Annotated in this window: 26 protein-coding genes; 9 read left to right on the top strand and 17 right to left on the bottom strand. The window is 63.9% G+C overall.

The features are described from left to right. Nucleotides 1-49: 49 nt before the first annotated feature. A complete protein-coding gene (locus tag AC5ZG1_RS03130) occupies nt 50-448 on the bottom strand; it encodes a metallopeptidase family protein (protein WP_028165133.1) in 399 nt (132 codons plus the stop codon). 103 nt (nt 449-551) lie between these two features. Between AC5ZG1_RS03130 and AC5ZG1_RS03125 the strand changes: the two genes are divergently transcribed. The 3 genes from AC5ZG1_RS03125 (at nt 552) to AC5ZG1_RS03115 (ending at nt 1,867) form a co-directional block, all read left to right on the top strand. Continuing rightward, nucleotides 552-878, top strand: a complete 327-nt coding sequence (locus AC5ZG1_RS03125; RefSeq protein ID WP_496131951.1) for a hypothetical protein — start codon at nt 552-554, stop codon at nt 876-878. A 328-nt stretch (nt 879-1,206) separates the two neighbouring features. After that, the gene (locus tag AC5ZG1_RS03120) at nt 1,207-1,428 is read left to right on the top strand and encodes a hypothetical protein (protein WP_130229085.1); all 222 of its coding nucleotides are present in this window, start codon (nt 1,207-1,209) and stop codon (nt 1,426-1,428) included. A gap of 124 nt (nt 1,429-1,552) precedes the next feature. After that, nucleotides 1,553-1,867: a hypothetical protein gene (locus tag AC5ZG1_RS03115; protein ID WP_130229086.1), complete on the top strand. Its 315-nt coding sequence runs from the start codon at nt 1,553-1,555 to the stop codon at nt 1,865-1,867. Nucleotides 1,868-2,106: 239 nt separating this feature from the next. Here the strand turns inward: AC5ZG1_RS03115 and AC5ZG1_RS03110 are convergent, their stop codons facing one another. The 8 genes from AC5ZG1_RS03110 to ffh all read right to left on the bottom strand — a co-directional run bounded on the left by AC5ZG1_RS03110 (nt 2,107) and on the right by ffh (nt 9,224). After that, complete coding sequence (locus AC5ZG1_RS03110; RefSeq protein ID WP_028166208.1) at nt 2,107-2,316, bottom strand: hypothetical protein; 210 nt, start codon at nt 2,314-2,316, stop codon at nt 2,107-2,109. Between the two features lie 99 nt (nt 2,317-2,415). Further along, nucleotides 2,416-3,822, bottom strand: coding sequence for a 3-isopropylmalate dehydratase large subunit (gene leuC / locus AC5ZG1_RS03105; protein ID WP_496131950.1), 1,407 nt, complete (start codon nt 3,820-3,822; stop codon nt 2,416-2,418). A gap of 401 nt (nt 3,823-4,223) precedes the next feature. Beyond that, nucleotides 4,224-4,613, bottom strand: a complete 390-nt coding sequence (rplS, locus tag AC5ZG1_RS03100) for a 50S ribosomal protein L19 (protein ID WP_028166210.1) — start codon at nt 4,611-4,613, stop codon at nt 4,224-4,226. Between the two features lie 107 nt (nt 4,614-4,720). After that, nucleotides 4,721-5,443, bottom strand: a complete 723-nt coding sequence (gene trmD / locus AC5ZG1_RS03095; RefSeq protein ID WP_496131949.1) for a tRNA (guanosine(37)-N1)-methyltransferase TrmD — start codon at nt 5,441-5,443, stop codon at nt 4,721-4,723. Nucleotides 5,444-5,452: 9 nt separating this feature from the next. Continuing rightward, nucleotides 5,453-6,535: a zinc-binding dehydrogenase gene (locus tag AC5ZG1_RS03090; RefSeq protein WP_496131948.1), complete on the bottom strand. Its 1,083-nt coding sequence runs from the start codon at nt 6,533-6,535 to the stop codon at nt 5,453-5,455. A gap of 106 nt (nt 6,536-6,641) precedes the next feature. Then, nucleotides 6,642-7,187: a ribosome maturation factor RimM gene (rimM, locus tag AC5ZG1_RS03085; protein ID WP_456645288.1), complete on the bottom strand. Its 546-nt coding sequence runs from the start codon at nt 7,185-7,187 to the stop codon at nt 6,642-6,644. A gap of 18 nt (nt 7,188-7,205) precedes the next feature. Beyond that, a complete protein-coding gene (gene rpsP / locus AC5ZG1_RS03080; RefSeq protein WP_130229090.1) occupies nt 7,206-7,538 on the bottom strand; it encodes a 30S ribosomal protein S16 in 333 nt (110 codons plus the stop codon). A gap of 138 nt (nt 7,539-7,676) precedes the next feature. Then, nucleotides 7,677-9,224, bottom strand: a complete 1,548-nt coding sequence (ffh, locus tag AC5ZG1_RS03075) for a signal recognition particle protein (RefSeq protein WP_456645287.1) — start codon at nt 9,222-9,224, stop codon at nt 7,677-7,679. 466 nt (nt 9,225-9,690) lie between these two features. Here ffh and AC5ZG1_RS03070 point away from each other — a divergent pair, with 466 nt between their 5' ends. Continuing rightward, nucleotides 9,691-10,755: an MBL fold metallo-hydrolase gene (locus AC5ZG1_RS03070; protein ID WP_028166215.1), complete on the top strand. Its 1,065-nt coding sequence runs from the start codon at nt 9,691-9,693 to the stop codon at nt 10,753-10,755. Between the two features lie 49 nt (nt 10,756-10,804). Here the strand turns inward: AC5ZG1_RS03070 and AC5ZG1_RS03065 are convergent, their stop codons facing one another. Further along, nucleotides 10,805-11,500 carry an SIMPL domain-containing protein gene (locus AC5ZG1_RS03065; RefSeq protein WP_208829800.1) on the bottom strand — a complete coding sequence of 232 codons (696 nt, stop codon included), beginning with the start codon at nt 11,498-11,500 and terminating at the stop codon, nt 10,805-10,807. Between the two features lie 20 nt (nt 11,501-11,520). Next, on the bottom strand, nt 11,521-12,234 hold the full coding sequence (locus AC5ZG1_RS03060) for a GyrI-like domain-containing protein (protein WP_496131947.1): 714 nt from the start codon (nt 12,232-12,234) through the stop codon (nt 11,521-11,523). A 304-nt stretch (nt 12,235-12,538) separates the two neighbouring features. Between AC5ZG1_RS03060 and dapF the strand changes: the two genes are divergently transcribed. Beyond that, nucleotides 12,539-13,417, top strand: coding sequence for a diaminopimelate epimerase (gene dapF / locus AC5ZG1_RS03055; RefSeq protein ID WP_496131946.1), 879 nt, complete (start codon nt 12,539-12,541; stop codon nt 13,415-13,417). A 1-nt stretch (nt 13,418) separates the two neighbouring features. Beyond that, the gene (mtaB, locus tag AC5ZG1_RS03050) at nt 13,419-14,684 is read left to right on the top strand and encodes a tRNA (N(6)-L-threonylcarbamoyladenosine(37)-C(2))-methylthiotransferase MtaB (protein WP_496131945.1); all 1,266 of its coding nucleotides are present in this window, start codon (nt 13,419-13,421) and stop codon (nt 14,682-14,684) included. A gap of 109 nt (nt 14,685-14,793) precedes the next feature. On the opposite strand, the gene AC5ZG1_RS03045 is transcribed toward mtaB, so the two are convergent. Further along, the gene (locus AC5ZG1_RS03045; RefSeq protein WP_496131944.1) at nt 14,794-15,495 is read right to left on the bottom strand and encodes an RluA family pseudouridine synthase; all 702 of its coding nucleotides are present in this window, start codon (nt 15,493-15,495) and stop codon (nt 14,794-14,796) included. Nucleotides 15,496-15,543: 48 nt separating this feature from the next. On the opposite strand from AC5ZG1_RS03045, the gene ftsY reads away from it, so the two are divergent. Further along, the gene (gene ftsY / locus AC5ZG1_RS03040) at nt 15,544-16,482 is read left to right on the top strand and encodes a signal recognition particle-docking protein FtsY (RefSeq protein ID WP_130228361.1); all 939 of its coding nucleotides are present in this window, start codon (nt 15,544-15,546) and stop codon (nt 16,480-16,482) included. A 2-nt stretch (nt 16,483-16,484) separates the two neighbouring features. Then, nucleotides 16,485-17,087: a septation protein A gene (locus tag AC5ZG1_RS03035; RefSeq protein WP_496131943.1), complete on the top strand. Its 603-nt coding sequence runs from the start codon at nt 16,485-16,487 to the stop codon at nt 17,085-17,087. A gap of 101 nt (nt 17,088-17,188) precedes the next feature. On the opposite strand, the gene AC5ZG1_RS03030 is transcribed toward AC5ZG1_RS03035, so the two are convergent. The 5 genes from AC5ZG1_RS03030 to ccmA form a co-directional block, all read right to left on the bottom strand. Further along, nucleotides 17,189-17,782, bottom strand: coding sequence for a DsbE family thiol:disulfide interchange protein (locus AC5ZG1_RS03030; RefSeq protein WP_130228362.1), 594 nt, complete (start codon nt 17,780-17,782; stop codon nt 17,189-17,191). Nucleotides 17,783-17,826: 44 nt separating this feature from the next. Further along, nucleotides 17,827-18,006: a heme exporter protein CcmD gene (gene ccmD, locus AC5ZG1_RS03025; protein ID WP_409334867.1), complete on the bottom strand. Its 180-nt coding sequence runs from the start codon at nt 18,004-18,006 to the stop codon at nt 17,827-17,829. Continuing rightward, complete coding sequence (locus AC5ZG1_RS03020; protein WP_130228363.1) at nt 18,006-18,737, bottom strand: heme ABC transporter permease; 732 nt, start codon at nt 18,735-18,737, stop codon at nt 18,006-18,008. Before AC5ZG1_RS03020 ends, ccmD begins: the two co-directional genes overlap by 1 nt. 72 nt (nt 18,738-18,809) lie before the next feature. After that, a complete protein-coding gene (ccmB, locus tag AC5ZG1_RS03015; RefSeq protein WP_028166225.1) occupies nt 18,810-19,478 on the bottom strand; it encodes a heme exporter protein CcmB in 669 nt (222 codons plus the stop codon). Continuing rightward, the gene (gene ccmA, locus AC5ZG1_RS03010; RefSeq protein ID WP_496132088.1) at nt 19,475-20,077 is read right to left on the bottom strand and encodes a heme ABC exporter ATP-binding protein CcmA; all 603 of its coding nucleotides are present in this window, start codon (nt 20,075-20,077) and stop codon (nt 19,475-19,477) included. Before ccmA ends, ccmB begins: the two co-directional genes overlap by 4 nt. 312 nt (nt 20,078-20,389) lie before the next feature. On the opposite strand from ccmA, the gene acnA reads away from it, so the two are divergent. Next, a complete protein-coding gene (acnA, locus tag AC5ZG1_RS03005) occupies nt 20,390-23,110 on the top strand; it encodes an aconitate hydratase AcnA (protein ID WP_496131942.1) in 2,721 nt (906 codons plus the stop codon). Nucleotides 23,111-23,135: the final 25 nt, after the last annotated feature.

Below are 23,135 nucleotides of genomic sequence, written 5' to 3'. Positions count from 1 at the left end.
GGTTATCTATCCCGAAAAACCCCCTGGAAAAAGGCCAATTTACGCAATCCTAGCCTGCAGCGGCCTCGATCGCCTCCATATCGGCGTCCGAAAGGCCGAAATGGTGGCCGATCTCATGGACCAGGACGTGGCGGACGATGTGGCCCAGCGTCTCCTCGTGCTCGGCCCAATAGTCGAGGATCGGCCGGCGGTAGAGCCAGATCATGTTGGGCAAATGCGGGATGTCGCCATGGCTCTGGTGCGGCAGACCTATGCCCTGGAACAGGCCGAGCAGGTCGAATTCGCTTTCGCAGCCCATCTCGTCCATGACTTCGTCGGTCGGGAAATCGTCGACGCGGATAATCACGCCTTCGCAAAGACTGCGAAAACGCTGGGGCAGGCGCTCGAAAACGTCATGCGCCATGACCTCCATTTCGGCGAGCGACGGCGCTTTGGCTGTGGTCCACATGGCGCCTGTTTAGCGCGAGTTTCGCACAGGGCGCCAGCGCTGTTGACCTTGTCGCGGCAATCGGAGACCGTACGGCCCGCGAACAGGACTTTGGGTGGGCGTGATGCGGCGGATCGTGATGGGAATGCTACTGGCGGCTTTGGCGGGAGCCTCGCTGCCGGTCGCGAGCGCGCAGGCGCAAACGGCGCCATCGACCAGAGGGGCCGTGCAGGCGACTACGCCCACCATCTCCGAGACCTCCGCACAACGTCGGCGGCCGCTGCGGCGGATTCCGATCTACCGCCAGGATCACTGGGAACCGGATGTCATTCCGCGCTACAATCCGGGCCCGAACGCCGTGCGCGATTGCACTGCCCACTATGTGCAGGAATACCGGCCGAGCGGGACCGTGATCACACCGCGCATGCACTGCTACTGGCGTCCCGGTTAGCTTCCCGCTGGAGCGTGATGACTTTCTTCGAATCGTCATCCCGCTCTAGCTCTTTGTTTGAGCATGATTTTTTTCGGAAAACCGGTCTCCACTTTTCCGGATCATGCTCTAGCCGCGTCGCCAATCGCCAATACCGCGGGCGGCCAGAATTCCTGACTTTGTCAGGGAACTGAAACGCGCAGTCCTGCGTTCACGTCCGCGGCGCAGATTCATTCCCTCCACATTCACGTCGTCCGCTTCTGCTTGCGACCTGCGTCGCGGCAGCCTCACTCGATTCGAATCGATGGTTGCAGACGTGACATCCGAGGACGTTCGGGAGAACAAAAAAATGAAAGTGACAAAACTTCTGGGGCTGGTTGCCGCCGGTTCACTGCTTGCTCTTGCCGTGCCGGGCGAGCATGCTCACGCGCTCTCGCTGAACAGCCCCGGCGCCGCTGCGGCGGTTCAGGATGCTCCGAAGCAGATGTCGGGGACGACCGAAGTGCGCTGGCAGCCCCGCCGCCATCACCGTTGGCACCGCCCGCATCCTCGCCGCCACTGGCGCCGCTAACAGGCACGCGGCATTCAACGCAGAGCGCACAGGCCCGTTAGCAACGGGCCTGTTTTGATTTTGGCCGCGAAATCGGCATGATGGCTTCCTTATCGCCCGCCCGATTGCTTCAAGGAGTCCTGTCATGAAAAGTTGGATCGGTATCGCGCTCGTCGTCGGTGTATTGGCATTGGCATCAACGCCGTCGCTGACGACGAGGGCAGCAGCGCAGCAGCGGATCGTCACGGAAACGGCCGACACAGGCAAAGCCACGGATCTCAGCGCGCGCCGCTACAGGCCATATTACCGAAACGTTGATCGGTCCTATGCGGGCTTCTATTACAGGCCCTATCAGCCTTACGTTCGCACTTACACGGAGCCTTACTACTTCCGACCATATCCATATGACAGGCTGGTCCCGTACGCATTCGGCTTCCGGCATGACCCGTGGTGGTGGTGAAGACGGAAAGCCTCCCAGCAGAGGGCGACCGCGTCGCACGCTTCGTATTATAGGGCGTTCACTTCGTTATCTCTGACGTCGTGACAGGAGCGACCGAACATGCGCGACGACACGCCGCTGACGCGGCGCAATCATCGTTGGGCACGTAGCAGCGAACCGCAGGAGATGTGGACGCCCGGGGTCAAGCCCGGGCATGACAAGTCAGTCGCGAAATCGACCTCTCAAATCGGTGCGGTGCATCAGTCCCAGTCCCTGAACTTCCAGGACTTCAGCTTCCACGGCGTCAGATTCTCCACCCGCCATTGCGCCCAGCGGTCCGGCGGCCAGTGGCTGAGGCGCGAGGTCTCTTTCGCCTGAGGCATTGGATCGATCACGCGCGGCATGGTTCGGCGCCGGCTCTGGCGCGTCGCCTCGCTGATCATATCGACATATTCGCGCTTGTCGGCCATGGCTGGCTCCCTGCGAAACGATGCATTCGCAAGGAGCAAGCTTGCGCCTCGTCGCTTAACGAGGCGTTTCCGGGATCGATCGAGCTTGAACGAAGGCGGCTAGCGCCAGTCCCTCACGTCGACGAAGTGGCCGGCGATTGCCGCGGCGGCCGCCATTGCCGGCGACACCAGATGGGTGCGGCCCTTGAAGCCCTGGCGTCCCTCGAAGTTGCGGTTCGAGGTGGAGGCGCAGCGCTCTTCCGGCTTCAGCTTGTCCGGGTTCATGGCAAGGCACATCGAGCAGCCCGGCTCGCGCCACTCAAAGCCGGCCTTGATGAAGATCTTGTCGAGACCTTCCGCCTCCGCCTGCTCCTTCACGATGCCGGAGCCCGGCACGATCATGGCGTTGACACTGGCATTGACGTGCTTGCCCTCGGCGATCTTGGCCGCGGCGCGCAGATCCTCGATGCGGCCATTGGTGCAGGAGCCGATGAAGACGCGGTCGAGCTTGATGTCGGTGATCTTCGTGCCCGCTGTCAGACCCATATATTTCAGCGCGCGATGCTTGGAGAGACGCTTGGCCTCGTCCGCGATCTTGTCGGGATCTGGCACGAAACCGGTAACCGAGATGACATCCTCCGGCGAGGTGCCCCAGGTCACGATCGGCGGCAGCTTCGCTGCGTCCAGCCGGAGTTCGTGATCGAAATGCGCGCCCTCGTCGGAACGCAGCGTCTCCCAATAGCGTAGCGCCGCATCCCAGGCCTCGGCCTTCGGCGCCTTGGGGCGGCCGCGCAGGAAGTCGAACGCCTTCTCGTCGGGCGCGACCAGGCCGGCGCGCGCGCCGCCTTCGATCGACATGTTGCAGACGGTCATGCGGCCTTCCATCGACAGCGCGCGGATCGCCTCGCCGGCATATTCCAGCACGTAGCCGGTACCGCCGGCGGTACCGATCTCGCCGATGATGGCGAGGATGATGTCCTTGCCGGTCACGCCTTCGGGCAATTTGCCGTCGACGGTGACGCGCATGTTCTTCGCCTTCTTCTGGATCAGCGTCTGCGTCGCCAGCACATGCTCGACTTCGGACGTGCCGATGCCGTGCGCGAGCGCGCCGAACGCGCCATGCGTCGAGGTGTGGCTGTCACCGCAGACGATGGTGGTGCCGGGCAGCGTGAAGCCCTGCTCGGGGCCGATGACGTGGACGATGCCTTGGCGCTTGTCGAACTCGTTGTAATATTCGATGCCGAATTCCTTGGCGTTCTCGGCCAGCGCCTTGATCTGCTCGATGCTTTCGGGGTCGGGGTTTGGCTTGGTGCGGTCGGTGGTCGGCACGTTGTGGTCGACGACCGCCAGCGTCTTCTGCGGCGCGCGCACCTTGCGGCCGGTGGCGCGCAGGCCTTCGAACGCCTGCGGCGAGGTGACTTCGTGCACCAGATGGCGGTCAATATAGAGCAGGCAGGTGCCGTCTTCGGCTTCGTGCACCAGATGGTCGTTCCAGATCTTGTCATACAGGGTGGTCGGTTTGGACATGAGCATCAGCTCCAGCGATGTTGTGATAGCGGATCGGCGCGGTCAGGCGCCGGGGCAAACGAAGGGACGGCGCAGCATCAAGCTGCGCGCGTAAGCTCCGACGTTGCCGAGGTCGCAAAGCGCCCGAAGAAACGGCCAGGCAGCCGCGAGCGATCGTCGATCACGACGCGCTTGATGGGCTCGATGCTGGTCTGATCTGGAACCATTCTACAAATATATAGCAGGCCAATCCGGAATCGCGAGTGCTTTCAACGCGCGTCAGGATGCGCCATAAGCGCGATTACGTGACCCTCACCCTCTCGGGATGAGGGATGAGCAGTTGGGTCCGCTGTGACGGCGGCAACAAAAAAGCGCGGGGACCGGCCCCGCGCTCTGGTCGCATCCGATTTGGTCGGATGGGATTACTCGTTGACCGCGGCGGCGCGATCCTGCTTGTCCTGCTTCTCGACGATGCGGGCCGATTTGCCGCGCAGGCCGCGCAGATAATAAAGCTTGGCGCGACGCACCTTGCCGCGGCGCACCACCTTGATCGAGTCGATCATCGGCGACATCACCGGGAAGACGCGCTCCACGCCCTCGCCATAGGAGATCTTGCGCACCGTGAAGCTCTCGTTGAGGCCGGAGCCCGAACGGCCGATGCAAACGCCTTCATAGGCCTGCACGCGGGTGCGGTCGCCTTCGACCACCTTGACGTTGACGATCACGGTGTCGCCGGGCGCGAATTCCGGGATCTGCTTGGTCGCAGCGAGCTTGTCGTACTGCTCTTTTTCGAGCTGCTGGATGAGGTTCATTGAAATCTCCATCGGAGGCGCGCCCAGCACCGACGCGGGCTGCGCAAGAATTCGGTCTATCCTGATTGCGGATTTGGGCGCTCCTATAAGGCAAAGCGGAGGCTTTGTCACCCGTCTGTCGTGTTTTTTGTGCCGTGCCGCGCGGCCCACAAGTCCGGCCGCCTGGCCCGGGTCAGAGCCTCGGATTGGGCCTGCCGCCAGGCTGCAACCTTGGCATGATCGCCCGACGTGAGAATTTCCGGGATCGGCCGGCCCTCGAACTCCTGCGGGCGGGTAAATTGAGGGTATTCCAGTAGTCCTTCGGAGAAGCTTTCGTCTTCGCCGGAGGCCTGCTTGCCCATCACCCCCGGCAACAGCCGCACGCAGGCGTCGATCAGGGCCATGGCGGCGATTTCTCCGCCCGAGAGCACATAATCCCCCATCGAGACCTCCTGGAGCCCGCGCGCCTCGATTACCCGCTCATCGACCCCCTCGAAACGGCCGCAGACGATGAGGGGACCTGGGCCGGACGCGAGTTCCGCAACCAGGGACTGGGTCAGTGGCCGACCCCGCGGGCTCATTAAGAGCCGTGGCCGGGTCGGCGCGATCTCGGTGGCATCAATGGCGGCGGCCAGGATGTCGGCACGGAGCACCATGCCCGGGCCGCCGCCGGCGGGGGTGTCGTCCACGCTGCGGTGCCTGTCGGTCGCAGAATCCCTGATGTCCCGCGTTTCCAGAGCCCATAGCCCGGAGGCGAGTGCTCTGCCGGCAAGGCTGACGCCGAGCGGCCCGGGAAACATCTCCGGGAACAGGGTGAGAACGGTGGCGCGCCATATGGTCTGAGCGGTCATCGGGTTCCGTTACGGTACCACGCACGTAAGGTCGAGACCCTGCATCAGTGCGGCGGCGTCTACCGCACGCTTGATGTCGGCGAGCGAAAACGTCGTGACGTTGATTTGGCGGAGATCGAGCAGGTTCTCGGCGGCCAGCGCCGCCAATTGGCCAGGCGCCGTCCGGTCGTACATGAATTGCCCGACCACCTCCCAGTCGTTCGCCAGCATTTCGCGGAACGAGAGCTCGAGCGGCACCTGCGCGCTGCCCATCAGCACTAGCCGCCCGCCGCGCCTAAGCGCGTGCAGGCACGACAGCGTGGTCGAGGTGCTGCCGGCGTTGCCGAGCAGGTCGAGCGCAAGGTCGGCGCTGCCGCCTGCCGCGCGGCGGATGATCGGGATATCCTTGGCCATATCGCCAGTGACGACGGCCGGAATGGCGCGCGGACCGCACGTTTCGCGCAACATCTCCAGCGCCGCCTGCTTGCGCCCGACCGCGACTACGCGTCCAGCGCCCATCGCGACGGCTAGCATCACCGCGCCCGACCCGAAGTAGCCTGATGCGCCGTTGATGATGATGGTTTGCCCGCCGCGCAGGCCCGAACGCTGCAACCCGCCGAACGGCACGATCAGTTTTGCGAGTCCGATCAATTCGGTCGCGGGTCTGTCCTCGAGCCCCGGAAGCGGCGTTACGCAGGCTGCCGGCCAATGCGCGACCTCGGCAAATACCCCGTCGCGCCAGCGTGTCTGCAGGGCCAGCGCTTCCGGCGTGGTCGTCATAGCCGTAAGCCCGATCAGGATCTGTGGTGGCTCGCGGTCGGGCACATCGCCGCGCAGATGCGGGCTCAGGAAGACGCGGTCGCCGGCTTCGACATGGTTGACATTGTTGCCGACCGCGATCACGCGCGCGATGGCATTGGTCCCGGGCACGAATGGTGTTGGCGGCAGGCTGTAGGGCGCCGCGCCTGACAGTACCTTGCCTGTGTAAGAAAGCACCATGCCGGCTTCGATGCGGACCACGACGCCATCGGGCGCGGGCGCTGGAGTCTCCACTTCGTCAAAGCGAAGATCGTTAGGCGCGTGCAGGCGCCAAGCCTTGTGGGTATTCGTCATCGCGACTCTTCCTGATTCGTCGTCTCAGCGGACGCCGGGATCCAACCCGAACGCTCATGGCGCGCTGAATTTAGGCGCTTGCCGATGCAACAACAAACGCCCGCGGCTATGGGTCCCCGCTTTCGCGGGGACGACTTGGGGAGGGTTCCTCGCCCTCTATCTCATCAGGCAATTCGACGATCACCCGTCCGCCAGCGAGGTCGACAGTCGGCACGACCGCATTGGTGAATGGCAGCAGCATTGTCGCGCCCTGCGGCGGTGCGATTTCGATGATGTTGCCGGCGCCGAAATTATGGATCGCAACGACCTTGCCAAGCGGCTGGTCGGCGGTCGTGACAGCGGCAAGGCCGATCAGATCGGCGTGGTAGTATTCGTCGTCGTCCGTTTCGGGCAATCGCTCGCGCGGAACGTAGAGCTCAAGCCCGTTCAGCCGCTCGGCCTCTTCGCGCGTGGATACGTCCTTGAACGTCGCGACCAGATGATCCTTCGCCTCGCGGACATGCGCGACCTCGAACTGGCGCGTGCCGTCCTTGGTCGTCAGCGGGCCGTAATGCTTCACGGCCAGCGGGTCTTCGGTGAAGGTCCAAAGCTTAACGGCGCCGCGCACGCCATGCGCAGCGCCGATCCGAGCGACGCAAACCGGTGTGGACACCGTCGTGCGCCGAAAAGCTTACGCCTTCGCGGCGGCTTCGGCCTGGGCCTTCCGCTCCTTGCGCGGCACGGCCTTTTCCGGGTTGTTGCGCGGCGCGCGCTTCACGACGCCGGCCGCATCGAGGAAGCGGGTGACGCGGTCCGATGGCTGCGCGCCCTTGGCGAGCCAGGCCTTCACTTTGTCCATGTCGAGCTTCAGCCGCGCCTCGCTGTCCTTCGGCAGCAGCGGATTGAAGTGGCCGAGCCGCTCGATGAAGCGGCCGTCGCGCGGAAAGCGCGAGTCGGCGACGACGACGTGATAGACCGGACGCTTCTTGGTGCCGGCGCGCGCAAGACGGATAACGACAGACATTTAGTTCTCCTGATGAATGGTTTGATTGGATGTTGGTCAGTTACGCCGTCATTGCGAGCGCAAGCGAAGCAATCCATAGCGCCGCATGTGGAGGCGTGGATTGCTTCGTCGCTTCGCTCCTCGCAATGACGAGAGACGTCATTTCTTCTTCCCCGGAAAGCCGCCGAGGCCCGGCAGTGTCGGCTTGCCGCTGAGGCCGGTGAGCCCTGGCACGTTCGGCAGGCCCTGGCGCAGCCCGACGGGGAGTTCCTTCGGCAGGTTTGGCAGGCCGCCACCGGGCGCGCCCTGCATCTTCTCGGCCAACGCCTTCATCTCTTCCGGCGAAGGCGGCTTCATGCCGCCGCCAAAACCCATCGCCTGCGCGATGCCGGCGAGCGGGCCGCGTTTGCCCGAACCCATGGCCTTCATCATGTCGGACATGTTCCGGTGCATTTTGAGCAGTTTGTTGACCTGCTCGACGTTCTGCCCTGCGCCCGCGGCGATGCGCTTCTTGCGGCTGGCCTTGAGGATGTCCGGGTTCTTGCGCTCCTGCCGCGTCATCGAATCGATGATCGCGACCTGGCGCTTCAGGATCTTGTCGTCGATCCCGGCGGCGGCGATCTGGTTCTTCATCTTCGCAATGCCGGGCATCATGCCCATCAGGCCGCTGATGCCGCCCATATTCGCCATCTGCATGAGCTGCTCGCGCATGTCGTTGAGGTCGAACTGGCCCTTGCGCATCCGCTCGGCGGTGCGCGCGGCCTTCTCGGCATCGATGTTGGCGGCGGCACGCTCGACCAGCGACACCACGTCGCCCATGCCGAGGATGCGGCCGGCGATGCGGCTCGGATGGAAGTCTTCCAGCGCATCGGTCTTTTCGCCGGTACCGATCAGCTTGATCGGCTTGCCGGTCACCGCGCGCATCGACAGCGCGGCGCCGCCGCGGCCATCACCGTCGACGCGCGTCAGCACGATGCCAGTCAGCCCGACGCGCTGGTCGAACGAGCGCGCGAGGTTGACCGCGTCCTGGCCGGTCAGGGAGTCCGCGACCAGGAGCACTTCATGCGGATTGGTGGCGGCTTTGATCTCGGCCGCCTCTTGCATCATCTCTTCGTCGAGTGTGGTGCGGCCCGCGGTGTCGAGCAGCACGACGTCATAGCCGCCGAGCTTGCCGGCCTCGATCGCACGCCGCGCGATCTGCGGCGGCTTCTGGCCGGCGACGATCGGCAGCGTCGGGATGTCGAGGTCGCGGCCGAGCACGGCCAATTGCTCCATCGCCGCCGGACGATAGACGTCGAGCGAAGCCATCAGCACCTTGCGCTTGTCGCGCTGGACCATGCGGCGGGCGAGCTTTGCGGTGGTGGTCGTTTTACCGGAACCCTGCAGGCCGACCATCATGATCGGAACCGGCGGCACCGTGTTGAGGTCGATGGTCTGGCCGTCGGAACCGAGCGTGGCGACCAGCTCGTCATGGACGATCTTGACCACCATCTGGCCTGGCGTGACCGACTTGACGACGGTGGCGCCGACCGCCTGCTCGCGCACGCGCTCGATGAAACTCCTGACAACCTCGAGCGCGACGTCGGCCTCGAGCAGCGCGCGGCGCACTTCGCGCATCGCGGCGTCGACATCCTTTTCGGTGAGCGCACCGCGCCCTGTCAGCCGATCAAGGATGCCACCAAGCTTTTCCGACAGATTGTCGAACAATGCCGTTGTCCTTTGCCTGTTACAGGCGCTGCCTTAGACTCTTTGTCCGTCATACCCCGCGAAGGCGGGGTATCCAGTACGCCGGGACCTTGCATCAAAACGAACGCGGCCGGTTACTGGATCACCCGCCTTCGCGGGTGATGACCACCTAGGTGTCCCGACGCAGAACGCCAAGACGATCTGCAAAAAGACGGTCTTCCAAACACTTTCGCGCCCGAGGGCGCACAGCGCTGTCGGGCGTTGACCTCCGGTCTCGAGGGGCCGGTCGGCGGGTCGAAAAGAACGATCTTTCCGAGAAAGTGCCGGCGTTAAACCCCCACCGAGGCCAAAAGTCAAGGAAAAGTCGGGTGAGGTGATCCGAATTGAACCCGTAAAGACATGAAAGTACTTATGTTTCGGTCATAGGTTCCGATTTATGTACTCACCGCCATATAAATTCCCACGTCACTACCCGTGATACAGGCCCGTGCCCATCACCCGTCGCCGCATTTTTGGACTGCTCGCCGGTACTGCCGCCGTAGTGGGCGTGCCGTCTGCTTGGATTGACCGCATGAAGACCTATGACGGCCCCGTCTCCGATCATTTCGATGGCTTGCGCTTCTTCGATCCTCACGGCGCGCCGCCCAAGAAACTGGCTGAGGTGCTGCGCTGGCAGTTCGACGGCGAGCGGAAGCGCGTGACCTGGCCGGACTGGGTGCCAAGTCCTCACGCCGATACGCCGCCGCCGCGGGTCGAGGGCGACAAGGTGCGGCTGTCCTTTGTCGGCCATGTGAGCTGGCTGATCCAGGCCGCCGGTCTCAATATATTGGTCGACCCGGTGTGGTCGATGCGCGCCTCACCGTTCTCCTGGGCGGGACCGAAGCGACGCAACGATCCCGGCATCGCGTTCGAGGCATTGCCCGAGATCGATGTCGTGCTGGTATCGCACGGCCATTACGATCATCTCGATATCGCGACGCTGTCGAAGCTGGCGGCGAAGTTCTCGCCGCGCGTGATCACGCCGCTCGGCAACGACGTCACCATGCGCGAGGCGGATCGCGCGATCAAAGCCGAAGCGTTCGACTGGCAGGATCGTGTCGAGCTTGGCAACGGCCTCGCAGTGACGCTGGTGCCGACCCGGCACTGGTCGGCGCGTGGGCTGCTCGACCGCAACAAGGCGCTGTGGGCGAGCTTCGTGCTGGAGACGCCGGTTGGCAAGCTCTACATCGTCTGCGATTCCGGCTATGGCGATGGCGGCCATTTTCGCCGTGTCGCCGAGGCGCACGGCCCGCTGCGCCTCGCGATCCTGCCGATCGGCGCCTATGAGCCGCGCTGGTTCATGCGTGACCAGCACATGAATCCGGAAGATGCGGTGAAGGCGCTGGCCGATTGCGGCGCCGCGCAGGCCCTGGCGCATCACCATGGCACCTTCCAGCTCACCGATGAGGCCATCGATGCGCCGGTGATCGCGCTCGGCGAGGCGCTCGACCAGGCGGAAGTGCCGCGCGACAAATTCGCGGTGCTGAAGCCGGGACAGGTGTTCGAGATCTAACGTCGTCCCGGCTCAAGGCCGGGACGACAGCCCAATTGGTTCGGCTTGCTTACTGCTTCGGCTTGATCGCCCAGGACACGTTCACCGAGACCGACAGCGTCTCCTCGCCCGGCGCAACCGGCGCTGCGGCTGCCATTGGCGCGGCCATCTTGCCGCGGAAGAGGGGCGTCGGCGGTCCGCCTTCCGTGACGCTGAGTGCATCGCCAAGCGTGACGCCGGCCGCCCTGGCGTAGATTTCCGCCTTGCGACGCGCGTCGGCGACGGCCTTTTCGCGTGCGTCATCGAGCAGTTTTGAGGCCTGCGAGACCAAGAATCCGATACCGCCGATCTCATTGGCGCCGGCGCCAACCAGGACATCGATCAGGCCCGCGATCTTGGTGATATCGCGCACCTTGATGATCACGCGATTGGTGGCGCGATAGCCGGAAATCGTTGCCGGCCCCGGCCGGCTTTGGGTCGTGGGATATTGCGGCTGCAGCGACAATCGCGAGGTCTGGTAGTCCTTCTCATCGATGCCGGCGCCTTTCAGCGCCAGCAGCACCTTGCCCATTGCGGCGTTGTTGATGTCGGACGCCTCGCGCGCGGTCTTGGCTTCCGAGGTTACGCCGGCGTCGATCTCGGCCTGGTCGGGCGCTGCCGAGATGGTGGCTTCGCCGTTGACGGAAATCGCAGGAGGCGGGACCGTCTGCGCCAGGGCAGGCGATGCCGCCAGCGCCAGCGCCGCGAGGGCAACGAGCTGTTTCATTCGCTTCACTTCACTTCAGTTCACTTCAGGGGGACGTAGACGTTGATCACCAGCTTGTCTTCCGCCGTCTTCAGCGGATCGGTGGTGTATTCCTCGATAAAGGTGTCTTTTGCTTCGAGTTTCTTGTCGTCGAGGTGATTGGTGATCGCCTCGTAGGTGTTGTCCATATTGTCGTAGGAGCCGCGGTGGACGAACTTCAAGGCTTTGCCGTCAGGCGAGTTGCCCATGCTCATGTTCTTGCCGAGGTTCTTCACCTCCTGGTCGACAGGGATTTCCGCGATGAAGGTGAAGCCGGTGTCGTCGGTCGAGGTGTAGACGATCATCGCATTGCCTGTCGGCTTGATGTTCTGTTTCTCAAGCAGCGCCGTCAGCGCCTTCAGCGAATCGGTCAGGGAGTCGAAGGCCGAGTCCCAGTTGGCGGTGCCCTTCACCATGACAACCTTCTTCGGCTCCAGCGTGAACTCCTCGCCGAAGGGGTCGGCCGTCTGGACCGGCGCGGAGGCCGGGGGCGTCGGACTCTGGGCGGTTGAAGGGGCGTCGGCCGGCGATTTGGTCTCGGCCGGCGGCGGTGCGGGAGTGGGGGCGGGCGCCGGCGGCACCGGCGAGGCCGAAGGCGCCGGCGAAGGCGAGGCGGCTGGAGCCGGCGCTTGCGCCAGCGCCACGCTGCCCCAGGCAATAGCGATTATCGGGACCAATGCGACCAATGTGCCGCGGAAACCATTGAATCGAATCATCTTGATATTCTCCATCCCCATCCCGAGCGGCCGCCTTTTTGTCCCGGCTGACGTCCGCAAGGCGCGATAGTCCTAACACGCAAGTTCCGCTTTCGTCCCATGACACTTGTGCCATGGGCGGCCGCGGGTGCGGAATGAATAGCGTCGTTTCGCGACATCATTCCGCTGCATCTTTCTGTCTGAGCGGGATCTTTTTCGGAAATGGACGCCGCTTTGCACGGGGCGCCACCTTCCGGGTCCGGACCATGCTCTGGCCAATTCGGCGTCATTCGCCATATAAGGCAGGCATAAATTGGGAAATTCCATGAGCGCGCTCGCCAACCACGCATTCGCCAAGATGAACGGTATCGGCAACGAGATCGTCGTGGTCGACATGCGTGATTCGAAGGCTCAGGTAGCGCCGGAGGATGCCCGCGCGGTGGCCGCCCCGGCCGGCGTGCCCTACGACCAGCTCATGGTGCTGCAGCCGCCGCGGCTGCAGGGGACGGAAGCCTTTATCAAGATCTACAACAATGACGGCTCGGAAGCCGGCGCCTGCGGCAATGGCATGCGCTGCGTGGTGCGCCGGGTGTTCGAGAAGACCGGGCAGTCCGCCGCCACCTTCGAGACCCGGGCGGGGCTGCTCAATTGCTGGCAGGGCCCGGCGCCCGATCTCTACACCGTCGACATGGGCACGCCGAAATTCGGCTGGCAGGACATTCCGCTGGCCGAGGAGTTTCGCGACACCCGTTATATCGAATTGCAGATCGGACCGATCGATGCGCCGATCCTGCATTCGCCCTCGGTCGTCAGCATGGGCAATCCGCACGCGATCTTCTGGGTGGAAGACGTCAACGCCTATGACCTTTCCCGCTTCGGGCCGCTTCTGGAAAATCATCCGATCTTTCCGGAGCGCGCCAACATCACGCTCGCCCATATCGTCGATGCCGACCACATCACGATCCGGACCTGGGAACGCGGGGCGGGCCTGACCAAGGCGTGCGGCTCGGCCGCCTGCGCGACCGCGGTGGCGGCGGCGCGGCTGAAGCGCGCCAGTCGTACCGTCGAGATCACGCTGCCCGGAGGCAAGCTCAATATCGAATGGCGCGAGCGCGACGACCACGTGCTGATGACGGGGACGGCGACCTTCGAATATGAAGGCCGCTTCGATCCTGCGCTGTTCGCCAGCGCCAGCGTCACCTGAGATGACCGTCGACGTCATCACCTTCGGCTGTCGCCTGAATGCGTTCGAATCGGAGCTGATCCGGCACGAGGCTGACAACGCCGGCCTTGCCGACACCATCGTCATCAATAGCTGCGCGGTTACCAATGAGGCGGTGGCGCAGGCGCGCCAATCGATCCGCCGGTTGAAGCGCGAGCGCCCCGAAGCGCGCATCGTCGTCACCGGCTGCGCGGCGCAGACCCAAGCGCAGATGTTCGCTGACATGGCGGAAGTCGATCGCGTCATCGGCAATGATGAGAAGACGCGAAGCGCAGCCTGGCACGATGCACGCGCGGTGTTCGATGCGGGCCTTGGTGTCGCACCGAGCGAGAAGATCGCGGTCGCCGATATCATGGCGGTCAGGGAAATGGCGCCGCATCTGCTGGAAGGTTTTCAGAAGGGCCTGCCGCGGGTGTTCGTGCAGGTGCAGAACGGCTGCGATCATCGCTGCACCTTCTGCATCATCCCGTTCGGCCGCGGCAATTCGCGCTCGGTGCCGATGGGCGCGGTGGTCGATCAGGTCCGCGCGCTGGTCGAACGCGGCCATGTCGAGATCGTACTGACGGGCGTTGACCTCACGAGCTATGGCGCCGACCTGCCGGGCACGCCCAAGCTTGGCACATTGACGCGGCAGATCCTGAAGCACGTGCCGGAGTTGCAGCGCCTGCGCATTTCCTCGATCGATTCCATCGAGGCCGACCGCGATCTGCTCGACGTGATCGGCAATGATGACAGGCTGATGCCGCATCTGCATCTGTCGCTGCAGTCCGGCGATGACATGATCCTGAAACGGATGAAGCGCCGGCACTCGCGTCAGGACGCGATCGAGTTCTGCGCGCAGGTACGGCGGCTGCGGCCGGATATGGCGTTCGGCGCCGACATCATCGCAGGCTTCCCGACCGAGACGGAAGAGATGTTTGCGCGCTCGCAGGATTTGGTCGCGGAATGCGATCTTACTTTCCTGCATGTGTTTCCGTATTCCAAGCGCCCCGGCACGCCGGCGGCACGGATGCCGCAAGTGGATGGTGGCGAGATCAAGCAGCGCGCGAAACGATTGCGCGCCGTGGGGGACGCGGCGTTGCGCAAGCGGCTCGCCGCCGAAATCGGCACGACGCGTCAGGTCCTGATCGAGAGCGACAGGCAAGGCCGCACGGAGCACTTTTTGCCAGTCGCGATCAGAGGCGAAACGCCGGGCGCGGTGCGGGCGCTTGCGATCAGCGGTAATGATGGTGCGCGGCTGACCATCTAGTTCTCCGTCATGCCCGGGCTTGTCCCGGGCATCCACGTCTTGCTTTTCTCAAGCGGCACGACGTGGATGGCCGGGACAAGCCGGGCCATGACGAGCTCGGGGCTACTCGCTACTCCCCATTCCAGCCGCACGCCCGCAGCCGCTCATGCATGTGCTCGGGCGCGGGCGCGACTACTCGCACCGGGTCCTTGTTCTTCGAGATCGGGATCACCAATTCGCGCGAGTGCAGATGCAGGCGCGGCTCGCCGAAGCGCGGGCCGTTGCCGTAGATGTTGTCGCCAAAGATCGGCCAGCCCATGGCGGAAGCGTGCACGCGCAATTGATGGGTGCGGCCGGTGACCGGTTCCATCGCGAGCCAGGCAAGACCGTCGCCGCGGCCGAGCACCTTCCAGTTTGTCACGGCCTTTTGACCTTCCGGGTCCGGCTTCTGCCACCAGCCGCGTTCGGCGTTCTTGCGGCCGAGCGGCAGATCGATCGTGCCTTGCTCCTCGGCAGGCCCGCCTTCGACCACGGCCCAATATGTCTTTGATATCTTGCCGTGCTTGAACAACAGGCCGAGCGAGGCGGTCGCCTTGCGATGTCGCCCAAGGACGAGGCAGCCCGAGGTGTCCCGGTCCAGCCGATGGGCGAGCACCGGCGGCCGCGGCAGGCCGAAACGCAGCGCGTCGAACGAGGCTTCCAGGTTGGGGCCGCCTTTTGGGCCACGATGCACCGGAATTCCGGCCGGTTTGTCGATCACCAGCATCAGGCCGTCGCGATGGAGCACGCGCGCCTCGATTTCCGCCGGCGTCAATTGTGGAACATCGTTCACGCGTCGAGACTTTCGTTTGCGGGGCGAAACGGCTAACACACCCGTGCCATGAACGATACCACTGCACCCAAACTGAGCTGGTGGAAGCGGCTCTCCAACGGGCTGAAGCGGACCTCGAGTTCGATCGGCACTGCCGTTGCCGGCCTCGTCACCAAGCGCAAACTCGACCGCGCCATGCTCGATGATATCGAGGATGTGCTGCTGCGCGCCGATCTCGGGACCGATGTCGCGGTGCGCATCGCGGACGCCGTCGGCGCCGGACGCTACGACAAGGAGATCTCGGCCGACGAGGTCAAGGCCGTGGTCGCAACCGAGGTCGAGAAGGTGCTGGCGCCGGTGGCCCAGCCGCTCGAGATCGATGCGGCGAAAAAACCATTCGTCGTCCTCGTGGTCGGCGTCAACGGCTCCGGCAAGACCACGACCATCGGCAAGCTCGCGGCGAAGTTTTCCGCCGAAGGCCGCAAGGTAATGCTGGCCGCCGGTGACACCTTCCGCGCCGCCGCGATCGAGCAGCTCAAGATCTGGGGCGAACGGACCAAATCGCCCGTCATCGCCGGTGCCCAGGGTTCGGATTCCGCGAGCCTCGCCTTCAATGCGCTCAGCGCGGCCAAGGAGCAGAAGCTCGACCTGCTGCTGATCGATACCGCCGGCCGGCTGCAGAACAAAGCCGAATTGATGAACGAGCTCGAAAAGGTCGTGCGCGTGATCCGGAAGGTCGATGCCACGGCGCCGCATGCGGTGCTGCTGGTCCTCGACGCCACGGTGGGACAAAATGCGCTGTCGCAGGTCGAGGCCTTTCACCGTACTGCTGGCGTCACCGGCCTCGTGATGACGAAACTGGACGGCACCGCGCGGGGCGGCATTCTGGTGGCGCTGTCGGAGAAACACAAATTGCCGGTGCACTTCATCGGGGTCGGCGAAGGCGTCGATGATCTTGCCCCCTTCACCGCGCGCGATTTCGCCAGGGCGATCGCAGGGATCGAGTAGTAATGGACAACAAAGCACCGCATCCTCTGTTCAAGCTCGCAACCGAGCTTGGTCCGCTGCTCATCTTCTTCTTCGTCAACGCCAAGTCGAACCTGTTCATCGCCACCGGCGTATTCATGGTGGCCGTGGTGATTGCGATCATCGCAGCTTACCTCGTGACGCGGCATGTGCCCTTGATGGCGATCGTCACGGCGGTGGTTGTCGTCGTATTCGGCACGCTGACGCTGATCCTGCATGATGAGACCTTCATCAAGATGAAGCCGACCATCGTCTACGCGCTGTTCGCCGCGATTTTGGGCGGCGGCCTGCTGTTCGGCCGCTCCTTCATCGCGATCATGTTCGACCAGATGTTCAACCTCACCCCGCACGGCTGGCGCATCCTCACCTTCCGCTGGGCATTGTGGTTCCTGGCGATGGCCGTGGTGAACGAGATCGTCTGGCGCACCCAGACCACCGATTTCTGGGTCACCTTCAAGGTGTTCGGCATGGTGCCGCTGACGATGCTGTTTGCCGTCACCCAGATGCCGCTGATCAAGCGCTACCAGCTCGAGCCGGTCTCGCTGGAGCGGAGCGAGGCGGAGGCCGGGGACGTGAGTAAGGGGTAAGCTCTCTCTCCGCCCGTCATTCCGGGGCGTGCGTAGCACGAGCCCGGAATCCATCGGGCGGCAAGCGCAAGTGGTGAAACGCCCCGGAATGACGGAGAAAACTACGTCCCGGCCTTCAGCGCCTTCTCGATCTCGACCTTGAGCACACTGTCGAAATTCTGCGGCGTCACCGGTCCGACCATCTTGTAGACGATGGTGCCCTCGCGGCCGACGATGAAGGTCTCGGGTACGCCATAGACGCCCCATTCGATCGAGGCGCGGCCGTTGGCGTCGACGCCGACGATGCTGAACGGATTGCCGTAGCGGCCGAGGAAGCGGCGGGCGTTGTCGGGCGCATCCTTGTAGTTGATGCCGACGAGCTGCAGCCGGTTGTCCTTGGCGAGCTCGGTCAAGAGCGGGGCTTCGTCATGGCACGGCACGCACCAGGACGCCCAGACATTGACGAGGCTGACCTTGCCCTTGAAGGCGGCGGGATCGAGTCCGGGCACCTGCGCGCCATCTCTGGTCAACCCTTCGAGCGCGGGCAGCGCGGTTTGCGGCGCCGGCCGGCCGATCAGTGCCGATGGAATCCTTGAGGGATCGCCGCCATAGAGCCGCAGCAGGAATAGCGCGGCGAGGGCGGCAAAGACCACCAGCGGCAGCGCCACCAGCCAGCGCCGGCTCCGCGGCGCGGTTTCGGCAATGGGTTCGCTCATGAGATCTTTTCGGAAAACCGATTTCCACTTTTCCGGATCATGCTCTAGATCTCCGCCGCGCTGCGCCCGGAGCGCCTGACAATGCCGCTGGCCTCGAGTTCGCGCAGCCGCGCCGTCTGCTGGCGGTAGTCGAGAAAGATCCAGACGATCAGCAGCACCACCACGGCTGCTACCAGCCCGTAGGATGTCGCGATGAAGGAGGCGTAGGGGCCGAGCGCTGCCATCATGCCGCCTTTTGATTGGCCTGCATCATCTGCAGGCTGCGCACCCTGCGGCGCAGGATTTCGTTCCGCATCGCCGCCAGATGCAAGGTGATGAACAGCAGCGAGAATGCGACCGCCATCACCAGGAGCGGAATCAGGAAGGCATTGTCCAGCGTCGGCCCGCCCATCCGGATCACGGATGCCGGCTGGTGCAGCGTGTTCCACCAGTCGACCGAGAACTTGATGATTGGGATGTTGATCGCGCCGACCAGCGTCAGCACCGCAGCGGCGCGCGCCGCGCGCGAGGGATCCTCCACCGCGCGCCACAGCGCGATCAGGCCGAGATACATCAAAAACAGGATCAGGACCGAGGTGAGCCGGGCGTCCCATTCCCAATAGGTCCCCCACATCGGCCGGCCCCATAGCGAGCCGGTGACGAGGGCGAGGAAGGTGAAGGCGGCGCCGATCGGGGCTGCAGCCTTTGCCGCGACGTCAGCGAGCGGATGTCGCCAGACCAGCGTGCCGAGCGAGGCGATGCTCATGATGCCCCAGACGAACATCGACAGCCACGCGTTCGGCACGTGGATGAACATGATCTTGACTGTCGCGCCCTGCTGGTAATCGTCCGGCGCCATCGCGGACTGGTAGAGCCCTATCAGCAGCAGGATCGCGGTCGCGCCCGCCAGCCACGGCAGCACGCGCGCGGTCAGCGCGAGGAATTTCGTGGGGTTGGCAAGGTCGATCAGGCTCATGGCTTTCTCTGATAGTCGCGGCCGGCGTCGCAAGCAATTGGCCCAAAACCTCTCGTGAAGAGTTGATTGATCTCAATCCAGCCCATGCCGCAGGCTGGCGGCTGCGGCAAAAGGCCCGACCACGAAACTCACCAGCGACAGCGCGCACAGGATCGAGAACGGGGTTCCGAACGACAGCGGGCCCATAATCGCGGCTTGCGAGGCCGCGACGCCGAAAATCAGCACCGGAATCGATAGCGGCAGCACGAGCACGGCCAGCAGCAGCCCGCCGCGGTGCAACGTGACGGCGAGCGCCGCCCCGATCATGCCGGTGAAGGTGAGCGCGGGGGTTCCCGCCAGCAGCGTCAGCGCCACCGCCAAGGTCGCGGTGCCATCGAGATTGAGCAGCAGCCCGAGCACGGGCGTCGCCACGATCAGCGGCAGGCCGGCGGCAAGCCAATGCGCCAGCGCCTTCGCCGCGCAGGCGAGTTCCAGCGGCGTCCGGCTCATCACGATGAGATCCAGCGAGCCGTCCTCGTGGTCGGCCATGAACAGCCGGTCCAGCGTCAGAAGGCTCGCCAGCAGCGCGCCGAGCCAGAGGATCGCGGGTCCGAGCCGCGTCAGCAGCGCGAGGTCCGGCCCGACCGCGAACGGCATCAGCACGGTGACGGTGAGGAAGAACAACACGCCGATCAGCGCGCCGCCGCCGACGCGCAGCGCAATCCGGATGTCGCGCCGAATCAGTGCCGAGAGCGCGGTCATGACGCGGCACCCATCCGCATTTCCCTGACATCGATGCCGAGCGGGGTGTGGGTGGCGGCGATCAGGATGCCGCCGCCTGCGAGATGATCGCGCATCAAATCGACGAAGAGGTCCTGGCCTTTGGTGTCGAGCGCGGAGGTCGGTTCGTCCAGCAGCCAGACCGGCCGTCGCGCGACCAGCAGCCGCGCGATCGAAAGCCGTCGGCGCTGGCCAGCGGAGAGGTAGGCGGCGGGCAGATGGGTCGCATGGTCAAGACCGACGGAGGCGAGGCATCGGCCGGCGTCATCCGATTCGCCGCCGAGAAAATCCCGCCAGAAGGAAAGATTTTCGAGCACGCTTAAGCCCGGCTTCAGCGCGTCGCGATGGCCGAGATAGTGCGCCTGCTCGGCCACCGTCAGTTCGGCCTCGCCGCCATCGAGCGTGATCGAGCCGTCCGACGGCACCAAGAGGCCGGCGATCACGCGCAACAGCGAGGTCTTGCCCGAGCCGTTGGGGCCGGTGATGGCAAGCGCTTCGCCCGATGATGCTGCAAAGCCTAATCCGGAAAACACTTCGCGGCCGCCCCGCACGCATCGCAAGTTTTGTCCTGAGAGCCGCATCATGCCCTTCACGGCCCTCTAGATCTGCTCAAGCATGATCGCCGCGCAGACGCTTCGCGTTTGTCGCGGGGAAAACCGGTCCCCACTTTTTCGGATCATGCTCAAAGAAATCTTTCGCTAGCCGTTGAGAATTTTTGGGTGGCGCAAGGCTGTGGCGCGCTCGTCGGTGTGGCGGCGCTTCTAGAAAGATTCTATAAGCCCCGGAACTTGATGCAGCACACCATCGGCCTCCGCAAGCCGGAAGCCGACCTCGCCGCTGCCGGTATAAAAATACCCTTGCCGGGTATAACGGAATAAGTGGGATTTCCTCGCATGACCTCGCTCGACAGCTTCAAATGCCGCAAGACCCTGAAGGTCGGTGGCAAGACCTACGTCTATTACAGCCTGCCTACGGCAGAGAAGAACGGTCTGAAGGGCATTTCGAAGCTGCCATACTCGATGAAGGTGCTGCTTGAAAACCTTCTGCGCAACGAGGACGGCCGCACCGTCAAGAAGGAAGATATCGTCGCAGTCAGCAAATGGCTGAGGAAGCGCAAGCTCGAGCATGAAATCGCCTTCCGCCCCGCGCGCGTGCTGATGCAGGATTTCACGGGTGTTCCGGCCGTGGTCGATCTCGCGGCGATGCGCAACGCGATGCAGAATCTCGGCGGCGATGCGGAGAAGATCAACCCGCTGGTGCCGGTCGACCTCGTCATCGACCACTCCGTGATCGTCAACTTCTTCGGCGACAACAAGGCCTTCGCCAAGAATGTGGTCGAGGAATACAAGCAGAATCAGGAGCGCTACGAATTCCTGAAATGGGGTCAGAAGGCGTTCTCGAACTTCTCGGTGGTGCCGCCCGGCACCGGCATCTGCCACCAGGTCAATCTCGAATATCTGGCCCAGACGGTCTGGACCAAGAAGGAGAAGATGACGGTCGGCAAGAAGACCGGCACCTTCGAGGTCGCCTATCCCGATTCGCTTGTCGGCACTGATTCGCACACCACGATGGTTAACGGCCTTGCCGTGCTCGGCTGGGGCGTCGGCGGCATCGAGGCGGAAGCCTGCATGCTCGGCCAGCCCTTGTCGATGCTGCTGCCCGAAGTGGTCGGCTTCAAGCTCAAGGGACAGCTCAAGGAAGGTGTCACCGCGACCGACCTGGTGCTGACAGTGACGCAGATGCTGCGCAAGCAGGGCGTCGTCGGCAAGTTCGTCGAGTTCTTCGGTCCTGGCCTCGATTATCTTTCGGTCGCGGACAAGGCGACGATCGGCAACATGGCGCCGGAATACGGCGCGACCTGCGGCTTCTTCCCGGTGGACGCCGCGACCATCGATTATCTCAAGACCTCCGGCCGCAAGGCGGACCGTGTCGCGCTGGTCGCCGCCTATGCCAAGGCGCAGGGCCTGTTCCGCACGGCGAACTCGACCGATCCGGTGTTCACGGAAAAGCTGATTCTCGATCTCAAGGATGTCGTGCCGTCGATGGCCGGGCCGAAGCGCCCAGAGGGCCGCGTCGCCCTTCCTGCGGTCGCGACCGGCTTCGCAACGGCGCTCGCCAGCGAATACAAGAAGGCCGATGATGCGGAGAAGCGCTATCAGGTCGAGGGCCGCAACTTCGATCTCGGCCATGGCGACGTCGTGATCGCGGCGATCACCTCCTGCACCAACACCTCCAATCCGAGCGTTCTGATCGGCGCCGGCCTTTTGGCACGCAACGCGGTTGCCAAGGGCCTGAAAGCGAAGCCTTGGGTGAAGACCTCGCTTGCCCCGGGCAGCCAGGTGGTGGCGGAATATCTCGCCAATTCCGGCCTGCAGGCCGATCTCGACAAGGTCGGCTTCAACCTGGTCGGCTTCGGCTGCACCACCTGCATCGGCAATTCCGGCCCGCTGCCGGAAGAGATTTCGAAATCGATCAACGACAACGGCATCGTCGCCGCCGCCGTGCTGTCGGGCAACCGCAACTTCGAGGGCCGCGTCAGTCCTGACGTGCAGGCGAACTATCTCGCCTCGCCGCCGCTGGTCGTAGCGCACGCGCTGGCGGGCACCGTGACCAAGGATCTCGCGGTCGAGCCGATCGGCGAGGGCAAGGACGGCAAGCCGGTCTACCTGAAGGACATCTGGCCGACCGCGAAGGAAATCAACGCCTTCATGAAGAAGTTCGTCACCGCGTCGATCTTCAAGAAGAAATACGCCGACGTGTTCAAGGGCGATACCAACTGGCGCAAGATCAAGACGGTCGAGAGCGAGACCTATCGCTGGAATATGAGCTCGACCTATGTGCAGAACCCGCCCTATTTCGAGGGCATGAAGAAGGAGCCCGAGCCGATCACCGACATCGTCGAGGCGCGGATCCTCGCCATGTTCGGCGACAAGATCACGACCGACCACATCTCGCCGGCCGGCTCGATCAAGCTGACGTCACCCGCCGGCAAATTCCTGAGCGAGCATCAGGTGCGCCCCGCCGACTTCAACCAGTACGGCACGCGGCGCGGCAATCATGAGGTCATGATGCGCGGCACCTTTGCCAACATCCGCATCAAGAACTTCATGCTCAAGGGCGCCGACGGCAATATTCCGGAAGGCGGAAACACCAAGCACTGGCCCGACGGCGAGCAGATGTCGATCTACGATGCCGCGATGAAGTACCAAGCGGAAGGCGTGCCGCTGGTGGTGTTCGCCGGCGCCGAGTACGGCAACGGCTCATCGCGCGACTGGGCGGCCAAGGGCACCCGCCTGCTCGGTGTTCGCGCGGTGATCTGCCAGAGCTTCGAGCGCATCCATCGCTCCAATCTGGTCGGCATGGGTGTGCTGCCACTCACCTTCGAGCCGGGCACGTCATGGCAGTCGCTCGGCATCAAGGGCGACGAGAAGGTCACGATTCGTGGCTTGCAGGGCGATTTGAAGCCCCGCCAGATGCTGACGGCGGACGTCACCTCCAGCGATGGCAAAGTGCAGCATGTCCCGCTGCTTTGCCGCATCGATACGCTCGATGAGCTCGATTATTATCGCAACGGCGGCATCCTGCACTACGTGTTGCGCAAGCTCGCGGCCTAACGCGGATTTGTGATCGGTGCCTCAC

The sequence above is a fragment of the Bradyrhizobium sp. Leo78 genome (genome assembly GCF_059512425.1).
This window is presented reverse-complemented; position numbering and strand designations above follow the sequence as displayed.